We start from the raw sequence: 14,963 nt of genomic DNA, 5'->3' as shown, positions 1-14,963 counted from the left end.
AAGATCATAGACGCCCGTCCCGTTTTCTGGCGGCTATTGCAATTGCGTCCACCGAAACCGGACAGACCAATTCGGGCCTCATAACTGCCAATTGCAATACCTCAGTGTAGCTCAGCGGAAGCTAGAAGCTCACTGAGCTTGGCGTTGAACCCGTTTTGTTTGGCGCCGTATACGAACTGGGCAATCGCTCTTGCGTTGGTACCAATTATTGGTACAATCGCGTAAAGGAGTGAATATATGTCACGAAACACATCAGTTACCCTCGGTGATCACTTCGCCAATTTCGTCGATTCACAGGTGAGGGGAGGGCGCTATGGCTCTGCCAGTGATGTTGTGCGTGCAGGATTGCGCCTTTTAGAAGAACATGAAACGCGCGTTAGGTCCTTGCAGGAGGCGCTGATTGCGGGCGAAGAGTCTGGTCAGTCGAAGCCCTTGGATCGTGAGGGCTTCCTGCAGAAAATGAAGACGAAGCATGCGCTTTGATGGTTATCAGCTTACACCGCTTGCCGAGGCTGATCTCGAAGATATCTGGGTTTACACCTTACGCGAATGGTCGTTAGAGCAAGCAAACAGCTACATCAATGACGTAATGGATGCTTTTGAAGGGTTAATGGACGGGAGCAAGCGTGGTCGGTTAACGGACATCCGACCAGGTTATCTCAAATATGCTGTCGGATCCCATGTAATCTATTTTCGGGAGCACGAGAACATGCTGCTTGTTGTGCGTATTTTGCACGGGCGTATGGACGTTGGGCAGCACTTGTAACGGTGTGTTGGGCTGTATTATCGAAAGTTCAAATGACCGGCGATTGTCTATCACCTTGATTGAAAGACGGCTTCTTCGAAGAATGGTCCGTCAAGCGCTTAGCGACGAATGAGACCGAAACGGTGCGCTTCATCTAAAAGGTGGCGAACAGAGGAAGGCTGCCATTTGCGTCCACCACGCGCTGGCCGCTCTCCCATCTGATCGAGTTGAGCTGCAATATCGCGAAGCGACAATCCGGGATCGGCAATCGCAAATGCGGCGACCAGTTTCATCAGGTGATCAGACGGGATGCGGCGAGGGGATCGGGCCAGAAGCTTCTTGTCGGCGATTTTTTCGCGAACCAGACGATGCACCGCACGGCGCAACCGCTCGACAGTCCAGTCATGCCCGCGCCGATTGAGCACCTGTACGATGTTGTCCCAGCTATGGACCGGGCGCATTTGCTGCACCAGAGGCAACCAGGTCTGTGCCGAGGTGATCAGCTCATCGAGATAGCGCTTGTTACGCGCTTGCGACACCGCCCGAATTGCCTCCGGTCGGCGTTCTCTCAAGCCGGGATTGCCGGGAAGCTTGCCGCGTGATTTTGCAGCCTTGATTCCCGCTTTGGTCTGTTCAGCGATCAGCGCGCGTTCGAGTTGTGCAACGGCGCCCAGCACCTCCAGAGAAAACATGCCCTGTGGCGTGGATGTGTCGATCGGATCTCGGATCGATCGAAAGTGGATGTCGCGTTGTTCGAGATCTTCGATAACCTGCAGAAGGTGACTGACCGAGCGGGCAAGGCGATCAAGCTGCACTACGACGAGAACATCACCGGCCACGAGTTCTGAAAGCAGTCGGGCTAGCACCGGACGGGCGCGTGAAGCCCCTGAACTATGTTCCTGAAAGATGCGATTACAGCCAGCGACCCGTAACTCATCCATTTGCGCATCATGGACCTGATCGTCGGTCGAGACGCGTGCGTAACCAATGAGGCGAGCGGGACGTGGCAGTGAACTGTTGGCCTGACGTTTTGACACGACTGTTTCTCGAGCGACTTGAAGCGGCTTTGTACAAATAAGAAATGCATTAGAAAATGCTCGGTTGCAAGCGTGGATTTAGTATGTAACTAAGCCGCGTCAGTGGGTTTTTCAGGCACCAGATGATCGGGGGTGCATAAAGACGCCCTAACGCGCCTCAGTGACCTAATCTGGCGAAAGTTGCGGAAAACAGCGTTTCGGGGGAGGGGAGGGCAAGGCACAGGCCCGGAGGGGAAATTATCACAGCGACGTGCAATCAACATTCGATCTGAGTTTGAGCGTGCACGCGCACGATCTGCGAAACACAGTCCAGCGATTCTCGCTGAAATCGGCCCGAACGCCCGGAAAACCGGGCAGGCACTATATGAAGGCTGGTTTAGTGACGCAGCCTCACAGCCAGCTTATTGTAAACACCCCGATGGTATATTCGCGGAAATCAGCCCCATTAACTTTAGCTTGTTAATTGGGCTATTCGTGCCTCCCAAGAATTTGTGACTTCTGTATAAGCTAAGGAAAATCGAAAGTTTAATCACGTTTCTCTGGTTTATGTCGTGCATCGCATAAAGATTTGTGTGCTACCTGACCGAGTAGCACTGTGATTATGTTTTGCTTGCTTCGCACGCCCGTACAAAACCAGACGTCCGAATAAAAAAATACAACACCTAATGCCGTAAAAGCTAAGAAGGACGTATAGACAGAGAGCTGAAATACTGCGGTCATTCAGTGAATTCCAAAATGATAGACTGTTGATGATCTGCGACGAATTTTTGCCTTACTGACGTAGATTTGCGGCGTTACATATTTAGCCACCACGATGCTCATACCCATCTTTACGCTGAGCTCGATTATTGAGATGCTTTTTAAGCGCCTCTATTTGTTCAGCGCTCCAACCCTCTACGCCAGTCACTTCTAACCACGCATTTAAATAGTGATCCGGTGCATAGACGTGTCCGTAGCCCATCGGCACCGTGTCCGCCAAAGGCATATCGATGAGTATTTGTAGCATGCTCACAATCGGATACCATCCCAGCATGGGCGATACGTCAGGACCTCTTGGCGATCTCATCCAGTCAGCTTCCCGGTATGCTAGGCTTTTATCAAAAAATGTGATCGCATCGCTGGCATATTGTAAATAGACGAAACGCGTATTGCCCCATTGTGTCGTATTGCCTTCAGGAGCGCCATTCTGATTCATGAAGCGCACAAACCGTCCATCCTGAAAAACCGGCAACCATTCGGTTGATCCGGCATCGCGATTATTGGTCAGAGAACGCCATTTTCACTTGGAAATGGTGGACCACTCCAGACCGCGCCGTTGATTGGATCTCCGAGAATATCAAAAAAAGTGATAGAACGTTGGGAATTGAAGGCACCCAGGCTCAATCCATGAAGGTATAGCTCGGGACGCTGATCGACCGGTAGCTTTTTCCAGTGGTCATAAACGGCCCGGAAAAGTGCCTGTGAAGAAGCAACGCCGTTTTCTGGTTGAAACAACAGCGAAAGTGGGCTGTTCAAATAAGAGTATTGCAAGGCAACGCTTGCAACATCACCGTCAAACAAGAACTCCAGTCCATCAATCGCAGATGGGTCGACCCATCCCGTGCCGGTGGGTGTGATGACAACCAGTGCTGCGCGATCAAAAGCACCTGTGCGCTTTAGTTCATCCAATAACAATCCGGCGCGTTTAGCGGGTGTGTCTGCGACCTGCAATCCAGCGTAAAGTCTGATAGGCTCGAGAGCGGTTCGTTTGTTAAATTCACTAATCTCGGATGCCGTCGGTCCTGAAGCAACAAATTCTCTACCGGCGCGGCCCAGTTGTCGCCAATCAAGTTTCGATTGAGGGTTGCCAGCACGTTCCGCTATGAGCGGCTGCGGACGGTCCGGTTCAATGAGAGCGTCAAATCTTTGAAAAGAACTGTCTAATACGCGGAATGAATATTCCACTAAAACGCCGTTTGCGATTGTGAATATAAGAGCAAACGTAATTGCTGCGCCGACGATAATGGATACTCTGCGGGGGAGGTAGTTATTGAGCTTATTGATTACGGTCCGGCCAAGAACGATTATGCCACGCGCGAGGAGAAGTAGAACGCCAAAGCTCACGAGTGCAAGTGCGCTGACACTGAATGGATAACCGCTTTCTACAGGCTCCATACTCAAAACGCTGCGGATGGAATTTTGCCAGCTTGCCGTTTGATGCAACGCCATAAGCATGGTGATTAGGCAGATGATAGCGGCTAGTATTCTTGCATATTTTAAGATTCTAGCATCCAGGCTGGGCAGCTCCAAGGATAACCACAACCAACGCAGAAACACGCCGATACCATAACCCGAACCAAAAGCCACGCCCGCTAAAATACCCTGAAAGACGTAATTACGTGGTATCAGACTGGGTGTTAATGAAGCAGCAAAAAATAAAGCTCCAATTATAAGGCCGGAGCCACAGAAAGAGCTTCGCATACGAAAATGCTTCTTATGCATGTAACAATATTCCCCGTCTCTAAATCCCCAGTTTGTCGATGGTTATTCATTTGATGATAAATTTGCAAATGAAAGTGATAAAATAGCGATCTTATTAGCCTTATTTCACAGAGAAACATGCTTTCAAGGGCATTGTATTCTAGTTAGAAATCTGTGACTGCTTATTTTAGATATCGCATAGTTGGACCAAGCGTTTCGTTCAGCGATATTTTGGGGGGAAGGGGCATTGTTTTGAATTGGCGCATTTTGATATTCGGGCTGGCGTTATATGTTCCGCATAATGTTTATGCAGCAGATACTGTCTATAATGAGCAGAACGTTGCGCCCTCGTCAGAGGCTGTGCGTCCAAGCTTCGCATTGCAAGTTACCCCATATATATGGGCGACCGGACTGAAAGGGGAGGTTTCTCCTTTTGGGCTGGGGCCGACAGTTGGGGTCGATCGTTCATTCTCAGATGGCCGGGACGGGCTCAATGTTGCAGGTTTCATAAATGTTTGGGGCCGATATGACCGCTTCGTGCTTTCTGCGAATGTGATGTACACGGACACAACGGATAGTGACACATACAGGTTTCCGGGCACTTCACAGTTGCCTGCTATAGACGTTGCAGGAAGTGTAGACACGAAGCAATTTATGGGAACCCTTCAAGGGGGCTATCGTGTCCTCGACGTTCCTGGGTTCACTCTTGATGCACTTGGCGGTATACGTCTGTGGCATATTTCAAACGAAATCACCGCTAGCGGTTTAGGACGATCAGTGAGTTATCACGAAAGTTTCAGTTGGGTTGATCCCGTGGTTGCGTCACGTGTGTTTGTCAATTTGACTGACAGGCTGTCACTTCAAGCTCAGGCGGATATCGGTGGCTTTGGTGTCGGTTCTGATTTGACCTGGTCTTTTTTGTCTACGGTCAATTATACGCTCACTCAAAATCTATCGCTGTCCGCCGGCTATAAAATGCTGGATGTCGATTATAAGCATCATGGCCATGTTTATGACGTTCGATTTAGCGGCCCCGTGCTCGGGGTTACATATCGTTTTTAATGCGGCTTACCAACTGGCATGAATTGGGAATTACAAACTATACGGATTAATAGTTCGGGGGAATTAAATGCTAAAGTCACTTGGTATTTTGCTTGCAAGTTCAGTGCAGATGTTGCTCCTAGTAAACACGCTACAGGCGCAAACGCCGTCACAGACGGAAACCATTTTTGCGAATGTTCGAATTTTCGACGGCACGAAGTTGACGTCTCCTATGAACGTACTTGTCACTGGCAATCAAATCGCCAAGATTTCCGCTGATCCGATCGTGGCGGATGATGCTGCAATCCAGATTGCGGGCGAAGGGCGTACACTGATGCCAGGTCTCATCGATGCGCACTGGCACACGTTCATGGTTGCTCCTTCGATGGCGGTCGCTACTACTGCTCCCATAAACTTTGTTACATTGTTAGCGGGCGCAGAGGCTGAGGCAACATTGATGCGTGGCTTTACTAGCGTTCGAGATTTAGGTGGTCCGTCGTTTGGTCTTAAGATGGCCATCGACAGAGGTGTCATATCGGGTCCGCGCATTTGGCCATCCGGAGCTATGATTTCTCAGACGGGGGGGCATGGCGATTTTCGTATGTTGTCTGAAATACCATCACCGTTGGGCGCATTGAGTTATGCAGAACGTGTTGGAATGTCGGCTATTGTGGATTCGCCCGATGAGGTGCGTAAGCGTACCCGAGAACAATTGTTGCAAGGTGCGAGCCAGATTAAAGTTGTTTCCGGGGGCGGCGTGTCATCACCTTATGGTCCGCTCGATACAGTGCAACTGAGTGTGAAAGAGATCCGGGCTGCGGTTGAGGCCGCTGCCAACTGGGGCACCTATGTAACGGTTCACGCCTACATGCCCGAGCCGATACGCAATGCGATTGAAGCTGGTGTCAAAGTTATCGATCATGGTCAGCTTGCGGATGAAGAGACCGTAAAATTGATGGCCGAGAAAGGGATCTGGTGGAGCCTTCAGCCATTTCTTGATGACGAAAATGCGAACCAACACGCGCACGGTGATGGGCAAGCCAGTTCAGCTACAGTTCGCGCAGGAACAGACAATGCCTATAAATTGGCTAAGAAATACGGTGTAAAAGTTGCCTTTGGGACCGATATTCTTTTTGATGCGGCACGCGCTGCACAGCAGGGATCACAACTCGTGACGATGACGCGATGGTATACGCCTGCTGAAGTACTTAAAATGGCAACCGCGGACAATGCAGAGCTGTTAGCATTATCTGATCGACGCAATCCTTATCCGGGAAAGCTGGGAGTTATCGAAGAAGGAGCGCTTGCTGATCTACTTCTGGTTGACGGTGACCCGATTGCTGATATCGCGCTGTTAGCTGATCCAAGCAACAAATTACTCGTGATTATGAAGAACGGGCAGATCTTCAAAAACAAACTGTAGTCCGCACAAATTATTATCGGTCATCGCAATGGCATCTCACGGCTATATTGTGGAAATTTCTGCCCCAAATCTATCATTCACGATAAGAGTGTTCCTCGGTTATATTGACAATGTGAGGCTCGTTCTTGGGCCAAGAATTGTAGCCTTTGGAAGGGCGAAAATCCTGATGCATAGTCAAGAATGGCTAATCATTCGTATTCTCGAAAAGGAGATGCTCCCCGACTTTCGCTTTAAGCGCATGAAATTATCTTTTGGCTCTTGTAGCCCGGGCAGATAGCTAAAAAGTATCGCCGTGGCTTGGGAAATATTCCGCACCAGTCGATAGAAAAACTCGATCGCGACTTTCAAAGCCAATCTTAGTATTGTAATTGTTGTCCTGCTACTCGATGATAATTCCGGCAATTGTATACTGGAGGTAATTCATGGAGATTGAAGGTGGCCTTGGACATGCCAGTCCATCCTGGTTCACTGCTCCGGGTGATACGGACATGCTGGCGTGGGTGGCTTTGACGCTGATATGCCTCGCTCTCTATGGGATTGTGACGCTTTATGCAGTGTTCGATCGCTGGGCTGAGCACAGGTCGAAGGGTACCCCCTTGGCTAAGACAGTCCCAACATTGTTGACGATTGCCCTACTCTACGAGATCTTTCCGCTTGAGCATTTCCACGTTTTCCTTCCGTTAACCGCGATCCTTCTTGCCTTGTTGGCGGACTGGTCGCGCTTCCATTTGCCGAGTATCCACGAAGTCGCGCCCGAAGCCACTGCTTCGCGAAATGTAGTCCCACCGGAATCGAAGGATGAAGTTGCCGCCATAGGCCCCGCCAGACCAGAGGGTCCCAATAATGCTTGAGCTTCTCTTCACTTCATTTCCGGTCATTATCCGTTACTACCAATTGAGACGTCGTGGCGAATCCATGACGGTATGGAACATGCGGACCGCGGTGTTCCTGTGGGCAGTCCTCGCCTTTTTTCTTTTCGTCGTGATCTTCTACTTCCACCCTAAATCATACTCTGGCCTGGTACCGTTCCGTACCGCGTCAATCGTGGCGCAGACCAGTGGTCCCGTAACCGAAATCGCCGTACAAAACTGGCAGAGGGTTTCCGCCGGTGACCTACTCTTTCGGATTGAAAACAGCGCCCAGAAAGCGACGCTGAAGCAAGCCGAAGCTGAGTTAGATCGAATTGCTGCCGCAGAATCGAAAGCAATTGATGCCTTGAAAGTTGCGCAGGCAAGCGTGGTCGAGTCGGGCGCTTCGCTTGAAAAGCTGAGAGGTGATCTCAAGAACGCGCAGGCCTTGTTCGCCAGGAATGCCGGCACGAAGGATACTGTACGCATAGCAGAATCGGCTTTCCAGATTGGCGAAGCCGATCTGGCGGCGGCACAGGCCCAGCTGAGCCTGGCACAATTGGAAATTTCTCAATCGCTTCCCGCGCAACGCAAAGTTATCGAGAGGGCAGTCGAAAGCGCCAGGGTCGCGCTAAGCATGACTGAGGTTCGCTCGTTCACCGACGGTGTCGTAACCCAATTATCCTTGAGCGTAGGAAGTCCCGCGTCAACTCTCATATTGAGTCCAGCGATGGTGATCATTCCCGACCGTCCCGACGATCTGCCGCTCAGGATTACAGCGGGCTTTTCGCAAGTGACGCGCACGACAATCTATGAGGGAATGCCTGCAGAAATCGCTTGTGACAGCAATATTGGATTGTCCTTCAGCAATACAGTTCTGCCTGCACGAGTCGTCCACATCCAGCCCGCGATCTCAACAGGTCAGATCGTGCCGGGAGGAAGACTGGTTGAACTTAATGCGCGAGCGCCACGCGGATCGCTACTTGTTTACCTTGAGCTTGAGCATAAAGAACAAGAGATGATCATGCTTGACGGCACCGGTTGCATTGTTCAAACCTATACCAACAATCTTGGTGGATTTACAGGACACCTCATTGCGGCCACAGGCGTTATAAAGGCTGTTGGCCTGCGCCTGAAGGTATGGGGCGCGCTGATTGCTGGAATTGGACTTGCAGGAAATGGTGGTCATTAGAAAGGTCTTCTGGATAGTTTCTTACGGGGAAGTCCCATGACCAGCACAATCGGTTTGTTCGATGTCATCTTTTCGGCGTTTGGGATCGACTTCTGGCAGCCTGCCAGACCGACAACAACCTAACTTCCGACATCTGCAAATCAATCTTGCTATGGTGCATACGGGTGTCAAAGCAGCCGCGATGCCCGCCCGCTGCGCCGTTTGGCGTTGTTGCAATAGTCGGAGGCCTGCTGCACGGAACGATGGCGTGATTGTTCCATGGCTTCAGGCAGCGGAATGCCGCGATTGGCAGCTTCGGTGAGATAGCCGGAGCGCAGACCGTGCGCCGAAAACTCCCCTGGTTCCAACCTCGCCATTTTCGCGCGCTGTTTGATGATCCGGTTGATGGCGTTCGGTTCCAGTGCCCGCGCCGAAACATTGCCCCAGCGATCGACTTTTCGAAACACGTTGCCCTTGTCGATCCTGCCAGCCTCCGGCCAGCGGGTGAGGGCTTCGATGGGCCGACCTGTCAGATAGACGGTTTCATCGTGATCGGCGCCACTGGTTTTGGTCCGACCGAGATGGATGCCGAGAGAGGGGATGGGGGAACCGTCCTCGTCAGTGACAGGCGCCTGTTTGACCAGCTGTTCTACGCGCAAGCCGGCTATTTCGCTGCGCCTGCGCCCGCCCGAGGCAAAAGCTACCATCAGGATAGCCCGATCCCGCAAGGCGGTGAGATACTCGCCGGAACAGGTTGCCAGCAGCTTGCCCAAAATGTCGCTGGTAATGGCATTGGCACTCTTGCGACTGCGTGGCCGGTTCAGGGCGCACACCGCAAGCCGGATGGCCGATTTAACGGCCGGGGACGAGAACGCTCCCTCCAGGCAGCGCCAGTGGGTCAGCGTCGACCAATTGGCAAGACGACGGTGGACGGTTGTCAGTGCATGCGGTCCGGATACGCGCACCGTACTACGCGACAATGGGCGCCCAGCGCTTTCCGTACGCCGCGCCGACCTCGAGGTCTGTTGTTTGTGTAGCGAGGATCAGCCAGTTGCCGTGCATGACTTCCCTTTCGGATCGTCGATGTTGACCTGGACCGTGTCGCGTTTGTTGCGACTCGCGACGGTTTTGTGGCGAAGTGTGGCCAGTTGCAGCACCGCCACGCCAGTTAGGATCAGAACAATGGCTGCGATGTCGAACCCGTCGAGTTGCTCGCCAACGAGAAGGCCTATCATGATCGCAACCAGCGGCGGGAGGTAGGTGACCGATGCCGCGGTCACTGCTCCCAGTTTCTCGACGATGAAGTAGTAGGCGACGTAGGCGAGGCCGGTCCCGCAGAGGCCGAGACCAAAGACCAAACCAATCCATGCGCGATTATCCGAGAAAACGGCCCGGATGCCCGCAGTGTCCGTGAGTACAGCCAGTGTGATCGCCGCGATGCCGATCTGGTATGTGGTGAGTGCGGCGGTGGGAAGCTTCAGAGGCGCCACGAACTTCTTCGCGTAAACGAAGGACACCCCGACACTGAACGAACCGGCGATCATATATAGAACGCCGCTGATATCGAAGATCGTTGCGGTCCACGGTCGAGCAATCGTCAGAACGCCTAGGAAGCCGATAATAACTCCCAATCCTTGCTTTCGGTTAAGGGGTTCCTCCCGAAGGAACAACCACGCTGAAATGAAGGTGAACAACGCGATCGCGCCACTTAGCATTCCTGCAACACTTGACGGCAGCAAGACGGTTCCGCGTGCGAAAGCAAGGTAGTAAACCGTTGTCGCGAGAAGCGACATCACCACGAAATGGTGGAGGTGCCGCAGATGGCTGAAACTCAAGGCTCCGCTTAGCAGGGCATACAAGAATACTGGAACGACACCGAACAGCGCGCGCAACAACACAATCTGTCCAGTAGTGATGTAGGCGGCGGCCCACTGCACGAAGATGAAGTTAGTGCCCCAGACGATGCCGAGGAAAAGGAAGGCTAGATACGCGAGCTTTTTCAAGAGATGTTCCAGTGCGCTGGGCGGACAGGCCGCGCTATTGCCTGTTGAAATATCATTGGGATTGCGCAATAACGAGCGAGTTTTCCTCTTGTTATCAGATAGAAAATCTCTCCGATGCCGGAATCGCTTAACCGTATCCCCTCGCTCAATGCGCTCCGCGCCTTCGAAGTGGCTTCGCGCCACCTCAATTTTCGCGCCGCGGCTGAAGAACTCGGGGTGACCCAGGGGGCGGTTTCGCAACACATCAGGGGGCTGGAAGCAGAAATCGGTCTCAAGTTGTTCGAACGGCTCCCCAAATCGCTTGCGCTGACCGGTGAAGGAAGAAGTTATGCCGCGGACATTCGCCGGGCATTTGAGCTGATCAACAGCGCGACAAGAGACCTTAGGCCGCAACCTATCCATCTCACTGTCAGCGTCACGCCGACTTTCGCGTCGAAATGGCTTATTCCGCTTCTGCCGGAGTTCACCCAGCAGCATCCGGAAATCAATCTTCAGATCCTGGCAACCGACCGCCTCTCCAATTTCCACAACGACAATGTTGATGTCGCCATCAGATATGGCAACCCGCCGTTCGGTACGGGAATGACGGCCGAACTTCTCTTCGAACAGGAGATCATTGCAGTCTGCAGCCCCCGGCTCGTGCCGGAGGGCCAGGAACCCGTTGACACGGAAGAGCTGGGCAAGTTCACTCTTCTGCATGACGTTCACAATCTCTGGCCGGAGTTCATCGAGACGTTTCTGAGCGGCGGTGACGCGGCGGGATTTCGGGGTGTAACTTTCTCCCAGACATCGCACGCGATCGAGGCTGCGATCGCTGGACACGGCCTCGCATTGGCGAGCCGGTATTTCGTCGCAAGGGATATCGAGGAGGGTCGTCTAAGACAGGTCCTCAGTGGTCATATCTTGGCGCGGGCGCACTTCTATTTCGTCCGGCAGCGATACCGGAAGTCCGAATCCATCGACAAGTTGCAGGCGTGGATGCTTTCGAAGGTAAGCAGCTAGGGCGCAATCCTCATTGGGGTTCCAGCCGTTGGAACGGATTAGCGGACTAAAAGCAATAACCTCCGATAACCATAAAACATGCTCGCAACCCAAACCATCAGCGGCAATGACATGCCTGTTTTGCCAGCGAGAGGCCGTCGGTTTGTTGTAACCCAAAGTCAAGAGTAGCCATTGAATTGCTCTGGGTTTCCCGGAGGGACCAATTTCTGAAAAGTTGAGCCCATATGAGAAAACCAACGAACAAGTTTTTACCGGAAGTCTGCAAACGTACCATCCGTATGCAGCAGGCTCACGATGCAGAACACCAGCCGCGATGGATTGTAGCAACTTGCGTCAATAGTGCGGCATTGCGCTTGTAGACACAAACAGGGGAGCAAGGAACCATGCCTCACTACTTGTTCGTGGGATAGTATGCAGATGGCAGAAAATGGTAATATCCGCTCATAATTGGGGGAATGGTTTTCTTTCGGCAGTTTATACGCCGTATGAGTGAGAAGGGCTCTCAAAAACCATTTTTCCTAAAATATGTGCGACCGATCGCGTCGCGGAAAATGCCCACTCAACAATACTTTAAATCCTTAGATTGTGGCAGGGAATACGATCTTTGATGTGCCGTTTGCTTTTGCTTCGACGGCAGTGTTAATTGTCGATCGTTTGGCGTTGGGGGAATAATGCAGAATCGACTGTTTCTGTTCTCGATATTCGGGCTTGTTGTCAGTTTTCTTGTTGCGGGCTGCGCGGTATCCGATGTCGGGCCGATCAATCGTTCAACGTCTCAATTATTCGCGTTTAACAATCATTTCGTTCCCGATCACGGGGATGATGGCGCAATGATCATTGGCCTGGCATTTTCTGGCGGCGGCACGCGGGCGGCAGCTTTTGGTTATGGAGTCATGCGGGCGCTCGATGATACGATCGTGGACGAATATCCTTATGAGCGAAGCCTGGTCGATAATATCAGGATCATATCTGGCGTGTCTGGAGGCGCGGTTCTTGCAGCCTATTTCGGCATGAAAGGGCGCGATGATTATCGGGATTTCCGTGAAACGTTTCTGGTCAGGAACGCTGAAGAACGCGTGCGCACCAATGCATTGTCGCCAGCAGTCGCCATTGGCGTCCTAAATGGCGGCGCAAATGATCGATCTTCTCTGGCCCGTTGGCTCGATGACAATATTTTCCGCGGTGCGACCTATTCAAAGTTTGACTGGCCCAATGCGCCATCGATCTGGATCTCTGCATCGGATATCTACAACCGGGTTCCATTTCACTTCAGCGTAGAAACCTTTGCAGCACTGTGCAGCAATCTGAAGGATGTGCGGATTGCTGACGCAGTCGCGGCGTCCGCGGCGGTTCCGGTCGTTTTCAAGCCCATTTCGGTTGCATCCAACCATGGTGCCTGCACCTATCGCCAGCCCGATTGGCTAAGCCGGGTCATGGCCGATCCCGAGGCGTCGTATAGGTTGAAGGCCTATGGGCGCGCACTGCACACTTACCGGTCGAACAATGTGAATTTCATAAAATTGCTCGATGGCGCGCTGACCGATAATCTGGGGCTTACGCCATTTGCGATGGCCAGAGCCTCGGCGCAAACGCCCTATGGGCCATTGTCGCTTGCCGATGCCGTGAAGCTGAAGACTTTTCTTTACATTGTCGTGGATGCTGGCCGTGAGATGGAATATCCATGGGTAAAGGAGCTGCAAGGGCCAGGGATTTCTGAAATCCTCGGTGCGGTTACGGATACTGCCATTTCCTCGTCGGTCAGGGAAGGGTTCGATGCGCTGAAGCTGGCGACAACGCAATGGCGCGACGAACTCATTGCATATCGGTGCGGCCTGTCTGCAGCCACGGTAGCGCGCTATCGCGGCTCGTTGAAAGGATGGAACTGCCGCGATGTCCGGTTTCATGTACAACGCCTGTCGATACAAGATCTTCCCGCTGGCATGGCTGCAAGTTTCAATGAAGTGCCAACCCGCTTCGTGCTTCCGACAGAACAGGTGGATCAGGTGATTGCCGCTGGTCGCGTGGCGTTTAAAAGAAACGCCGTCCTCCAGAACGCCATTCGCGAAGTCCAGTCCGATGCAGGCGTCAAGAAACCGGTTAGCCCGAATATGCTCCAACAAAATCTATCATCGTCTGAAACACTGGCGTCGGGGCCATTGTAGCGCCAGCACCAACCCGGTTCTCGCAATATTACCATTTATGACTGCCGATCCGAGGCCACAGAATATACCATGATCAAACTGCTTTTTATGTTTGCCTGGGCATCGCTATGCTCGATGATTGTGTTATGGGCGGCAATGGCGCTCTGGTTTCATTTGCAGGTGGGGCAGACGATCAAAATCTGTGTCATGGCCCTGACCGCGCTTGTTCTTGCAGTTTATATCTCGGTCCTGTTTTCACCGCGTTCGAGCAGCCAGTTGATAAGCTTCAGTAACGTCGCATTCATCTGCCTCGGTTCCCTCTTTCTGGTCTCCTGGTTTTCGATGAAGCCCTCGCTCACGCGGAATTGGGCGGCAGATGTCCAGCACACGGTGACAGCGGATGTTCAGGGCGACGAGGTGACATTTCACAACATTCGTGACTTCACATGGAATGACAGCCGGATATTTGTGCCGAGGTGGAAATCCGGGACGTACAGGTTGAACGAACTCAATTCGGTGGATGTCATCTTGTCTTACTGGACGCATCCGGCCATTGCACATACATTGATTTCATTCGGCTTTGCAGATGGTCGCCATCTGGTGTTCTCAGCCGAAATACGCAAGAAAAAAGGTCAGGAATTTTCTTCGCTGGGTGGCTTTTTCAGAAGTTTCGAATTGGCGATGATAGCGGCGGAAGAACGGGACATTGTTTATTTGAGAACCAATGCCCGCGACGAGCGCGTCTATCGATATCCGGTCGATGTTGATCAAGAGCTTATGCAGGCGATGTTGCTCAAATATATCGAAAAGGCCAACGATCTTGCCAGAAACCCGGCCTTCTACAATACACTTACGTCCAATTGCACGACGGTCGTTTTCGACCTTGTTCGCCTGCTGGAGCCAGGTTTTCCATTTGATTACAGGATTTTGCTCTCCGGCTATCTGCCGGAGTTTCTCTATGACAATGAGCTGCTCATGAACAGCGACCTGCCGTTCAGTGAAATCCAGCAGCGCGCCTTGCTGACGCCGGTTCGCTCGATGGAGCGCGAACAGTTTTCTACGGTCATCCGGCAGCCTGCCGGTACTTAGCCA

General features: G+C 52.3%; 13 protein-coding genes and 1 pseudogene. 9 read left to right on the top strand and 5 right to left on the bottom strand.

The genetic code is table 11. The annotated features are described in order from the left end of the window. The first annotated feature begins 237 nt into the window (after positions 1–237). On the top strand, positions 238–483 hold the full coding sequence (locus F9K91_RS19545) for a type II toxin-antitoxin system ParD family antitoxin (RefSeq protein WP_151678515.1): 246 nt from the start codon (positions 238–240) through the stop codon (positions 481–483). After that, on the top strand, positions 473–766 hold the full coding sequence (locus tag F9K91_RS19540) for a type II toxin-antitoxin system RelE/ParE family toxin (protein WP_151678514.1): 294 nt from the start codon (positions 473–475) through the stop codon (positions 764–766). The genes F9K91_RS19545 and F9K91_RS19540 overlap by 11 nt, the downstream gene beginning before the upstream one ends. 98 nt (positions 767–864) lie before the next feature. Here the strand turns inward: F9K91_RS19540 and F9K91_RS19535 are convergent, their stop codons facing one another. The 3 genes from F9K91_RS19535 to F9K91_RS19525 all read right to left on the bottom strand — a co-directional run bounded on the left by F9K91_RS19535 (position 865) and on the right by F9K91_RS19525 (position 4,263). Continuing rightward, positions 865–1,782, bottom strand: coding sequence for a recombinase family protein (locus tag F9K91_RS19535; protein WP_151678513.1), 918 nt, complete (start codon positions 1,780–1,782; stop codon positions 865–867). Positions 1,783–2,584: 802 nt separating this feature from the next. Then, positions 2,585–3,013 (bottom strand): alpha/beta-hydrolase family protein, encoded by a 429-nt coding sequence (locus F9K91_RS26650; protein WP_151678512.1) that lies wholly within the window; start codon positions 3,011–3,013, stop codon positions 2,585–2,587. 32 nt (positions 3,014–3,045) lie between these two features. Beyond that, positions 3,046–4,263, bottom strand: coding sequence for an alpha/beta hydrolase (locus F9K91_RS19525; protein ID WP_151678511.1), 1,218 nt, complete (start codon positions 4,261–4,263; stop codon positions 3,046–3,048). A gap of 231 nt (positions 4,264–4,494) precedes the next feature. Here F9K91_RS19525 and F9K91_RS19520 point away from each other — a divergent pair, with 231 nt between their 5' ends. The 4 genes from F9K91_RS19520 (at position 4,495) to F9K91_RS19505 (ending at position 8,746) form a co-directional block, all read left to right on the top strand. Then, positions 4,495–5,304 carry a hypothetical protein gene (locus tag F9K91_RS19520; RefSeq protein WP_235913303.1) on the top strand — a complete coding sequence of 270 codons (810 nt, stop codon included), beginning with the start codon at positions 4,495–4,497 and terminating at the stop codon, positions 5,302–5,304. A gap of 67 nt (positions 5,305–5,371) precedes the next feature. Then, on the top strand, positions 5,372–6,706 hold the full coding sequence (locus tag F9K91_RS19515) for a metal-dependent hydrolase family protein (protein ID WP_151678510.1): 1,335 nt from the start codon (positions 5,372–5,374) through the stop codon (positions 6,704–6,706). A 422-nt stretch (positions 6,707–7,128) separates the two neighbouring features. After that, positions 7,129–7,557, top strand: coding sequence for a hypothetical protein (locus tag F9K91_RS19510; RefSeq protein WP_208852711.1), 429 nt, complete (start codon positions 7,129–7,131; stop codon positions 7,555–7,557). Continuing rightward, entirely contained in the window at positions 7,550–8,746 is a 1,197-nt protein-coding gene (locus tag F9K91_RS19505) for an HlyD family secretion protein (protein WP_151678509.1), read from the top strand. Before F9K91_RS19510 ends, F9K91_RS19505 begins: the two co-directional genes overlap by 8 nt. Before the next feature lie 167 nt (positions 8,747–8,913). Here the strand turns inward: F9K91_RS19505 and F9K91_RS19500 are convergent. Further along, positions 8,914–9,690: pseudogene (locus tag F9K91_RS19500) on the bottom strand (tyrosine-type recombinase/integrase); the annotation flags it as partial. A 78-nt stretch (positions 9,691–9,768) separates the two neighbouring features. Then, entirely contained in the window at positions 9,769–10,728 is a 960-nt protein-coding gene (locus F9K91_RS19495; protein ID WP_151678508.1) for a DMT family transporter, read from the bottom strand. A 114-nt stretch (positions 10,729–10,842) separates the two neighbouring features. Between F9K91_RS19495 and F9K91_RS19490 the strand changes: the two genes are divergently transcribed. From F9K91_RS19490 to F9K91_RS19480, 3 genes are all read left to right on the top strand, one after another. After that, positions 10,843–11,730, top strand: a complete 888-nt coding sequence (locus F9K91_RS19490) for a LysR substrate-binding domain-containing protein (protein ID WP_151654556.1) — start codon at positions 10,843–10,845, stop codon at positions 11,728–11,730. Positions 11,731–12,401: 671 nt separating this feature from the next. Further along, the gene (locus F9K91_RS19485; protein ID WP_151678507.1) at positions 12,402–13,892 is read left to right on the top strand and encodes a patatin-like phospholipase family protein; all 1,491 of its coding nucleotides are present in this window, start codon (positions 12,402–12,404) and stop codon (positions 13,890–13,892) included. A gap of 69 nt (positions 13,893–13,961) precedes the next feature. Then, a complete protein-coding gene (locus F9K91_RS19480; protein WP_208852710.1) occupies positions 13,962–14,960 on the top strand; it encodes an Lnb N-terminal periplasmic domain-containing protein in 999 nt (332 codons plus the stop codon). Positions 14,961–14,963 lie beyond the last annotated feature (3 nt).

Source organism: Brucella tritici, assembly GCF_008932295.1.
GTDB lineage: Bacteria > Pseudomonadota > Alphaproteobacteria > Rhizobiales > Rhizobiaceae > Brucella > Brucella tritici.
This window is presented reverse-complemented; position numbering and strand designations above follow the sequence as displayed.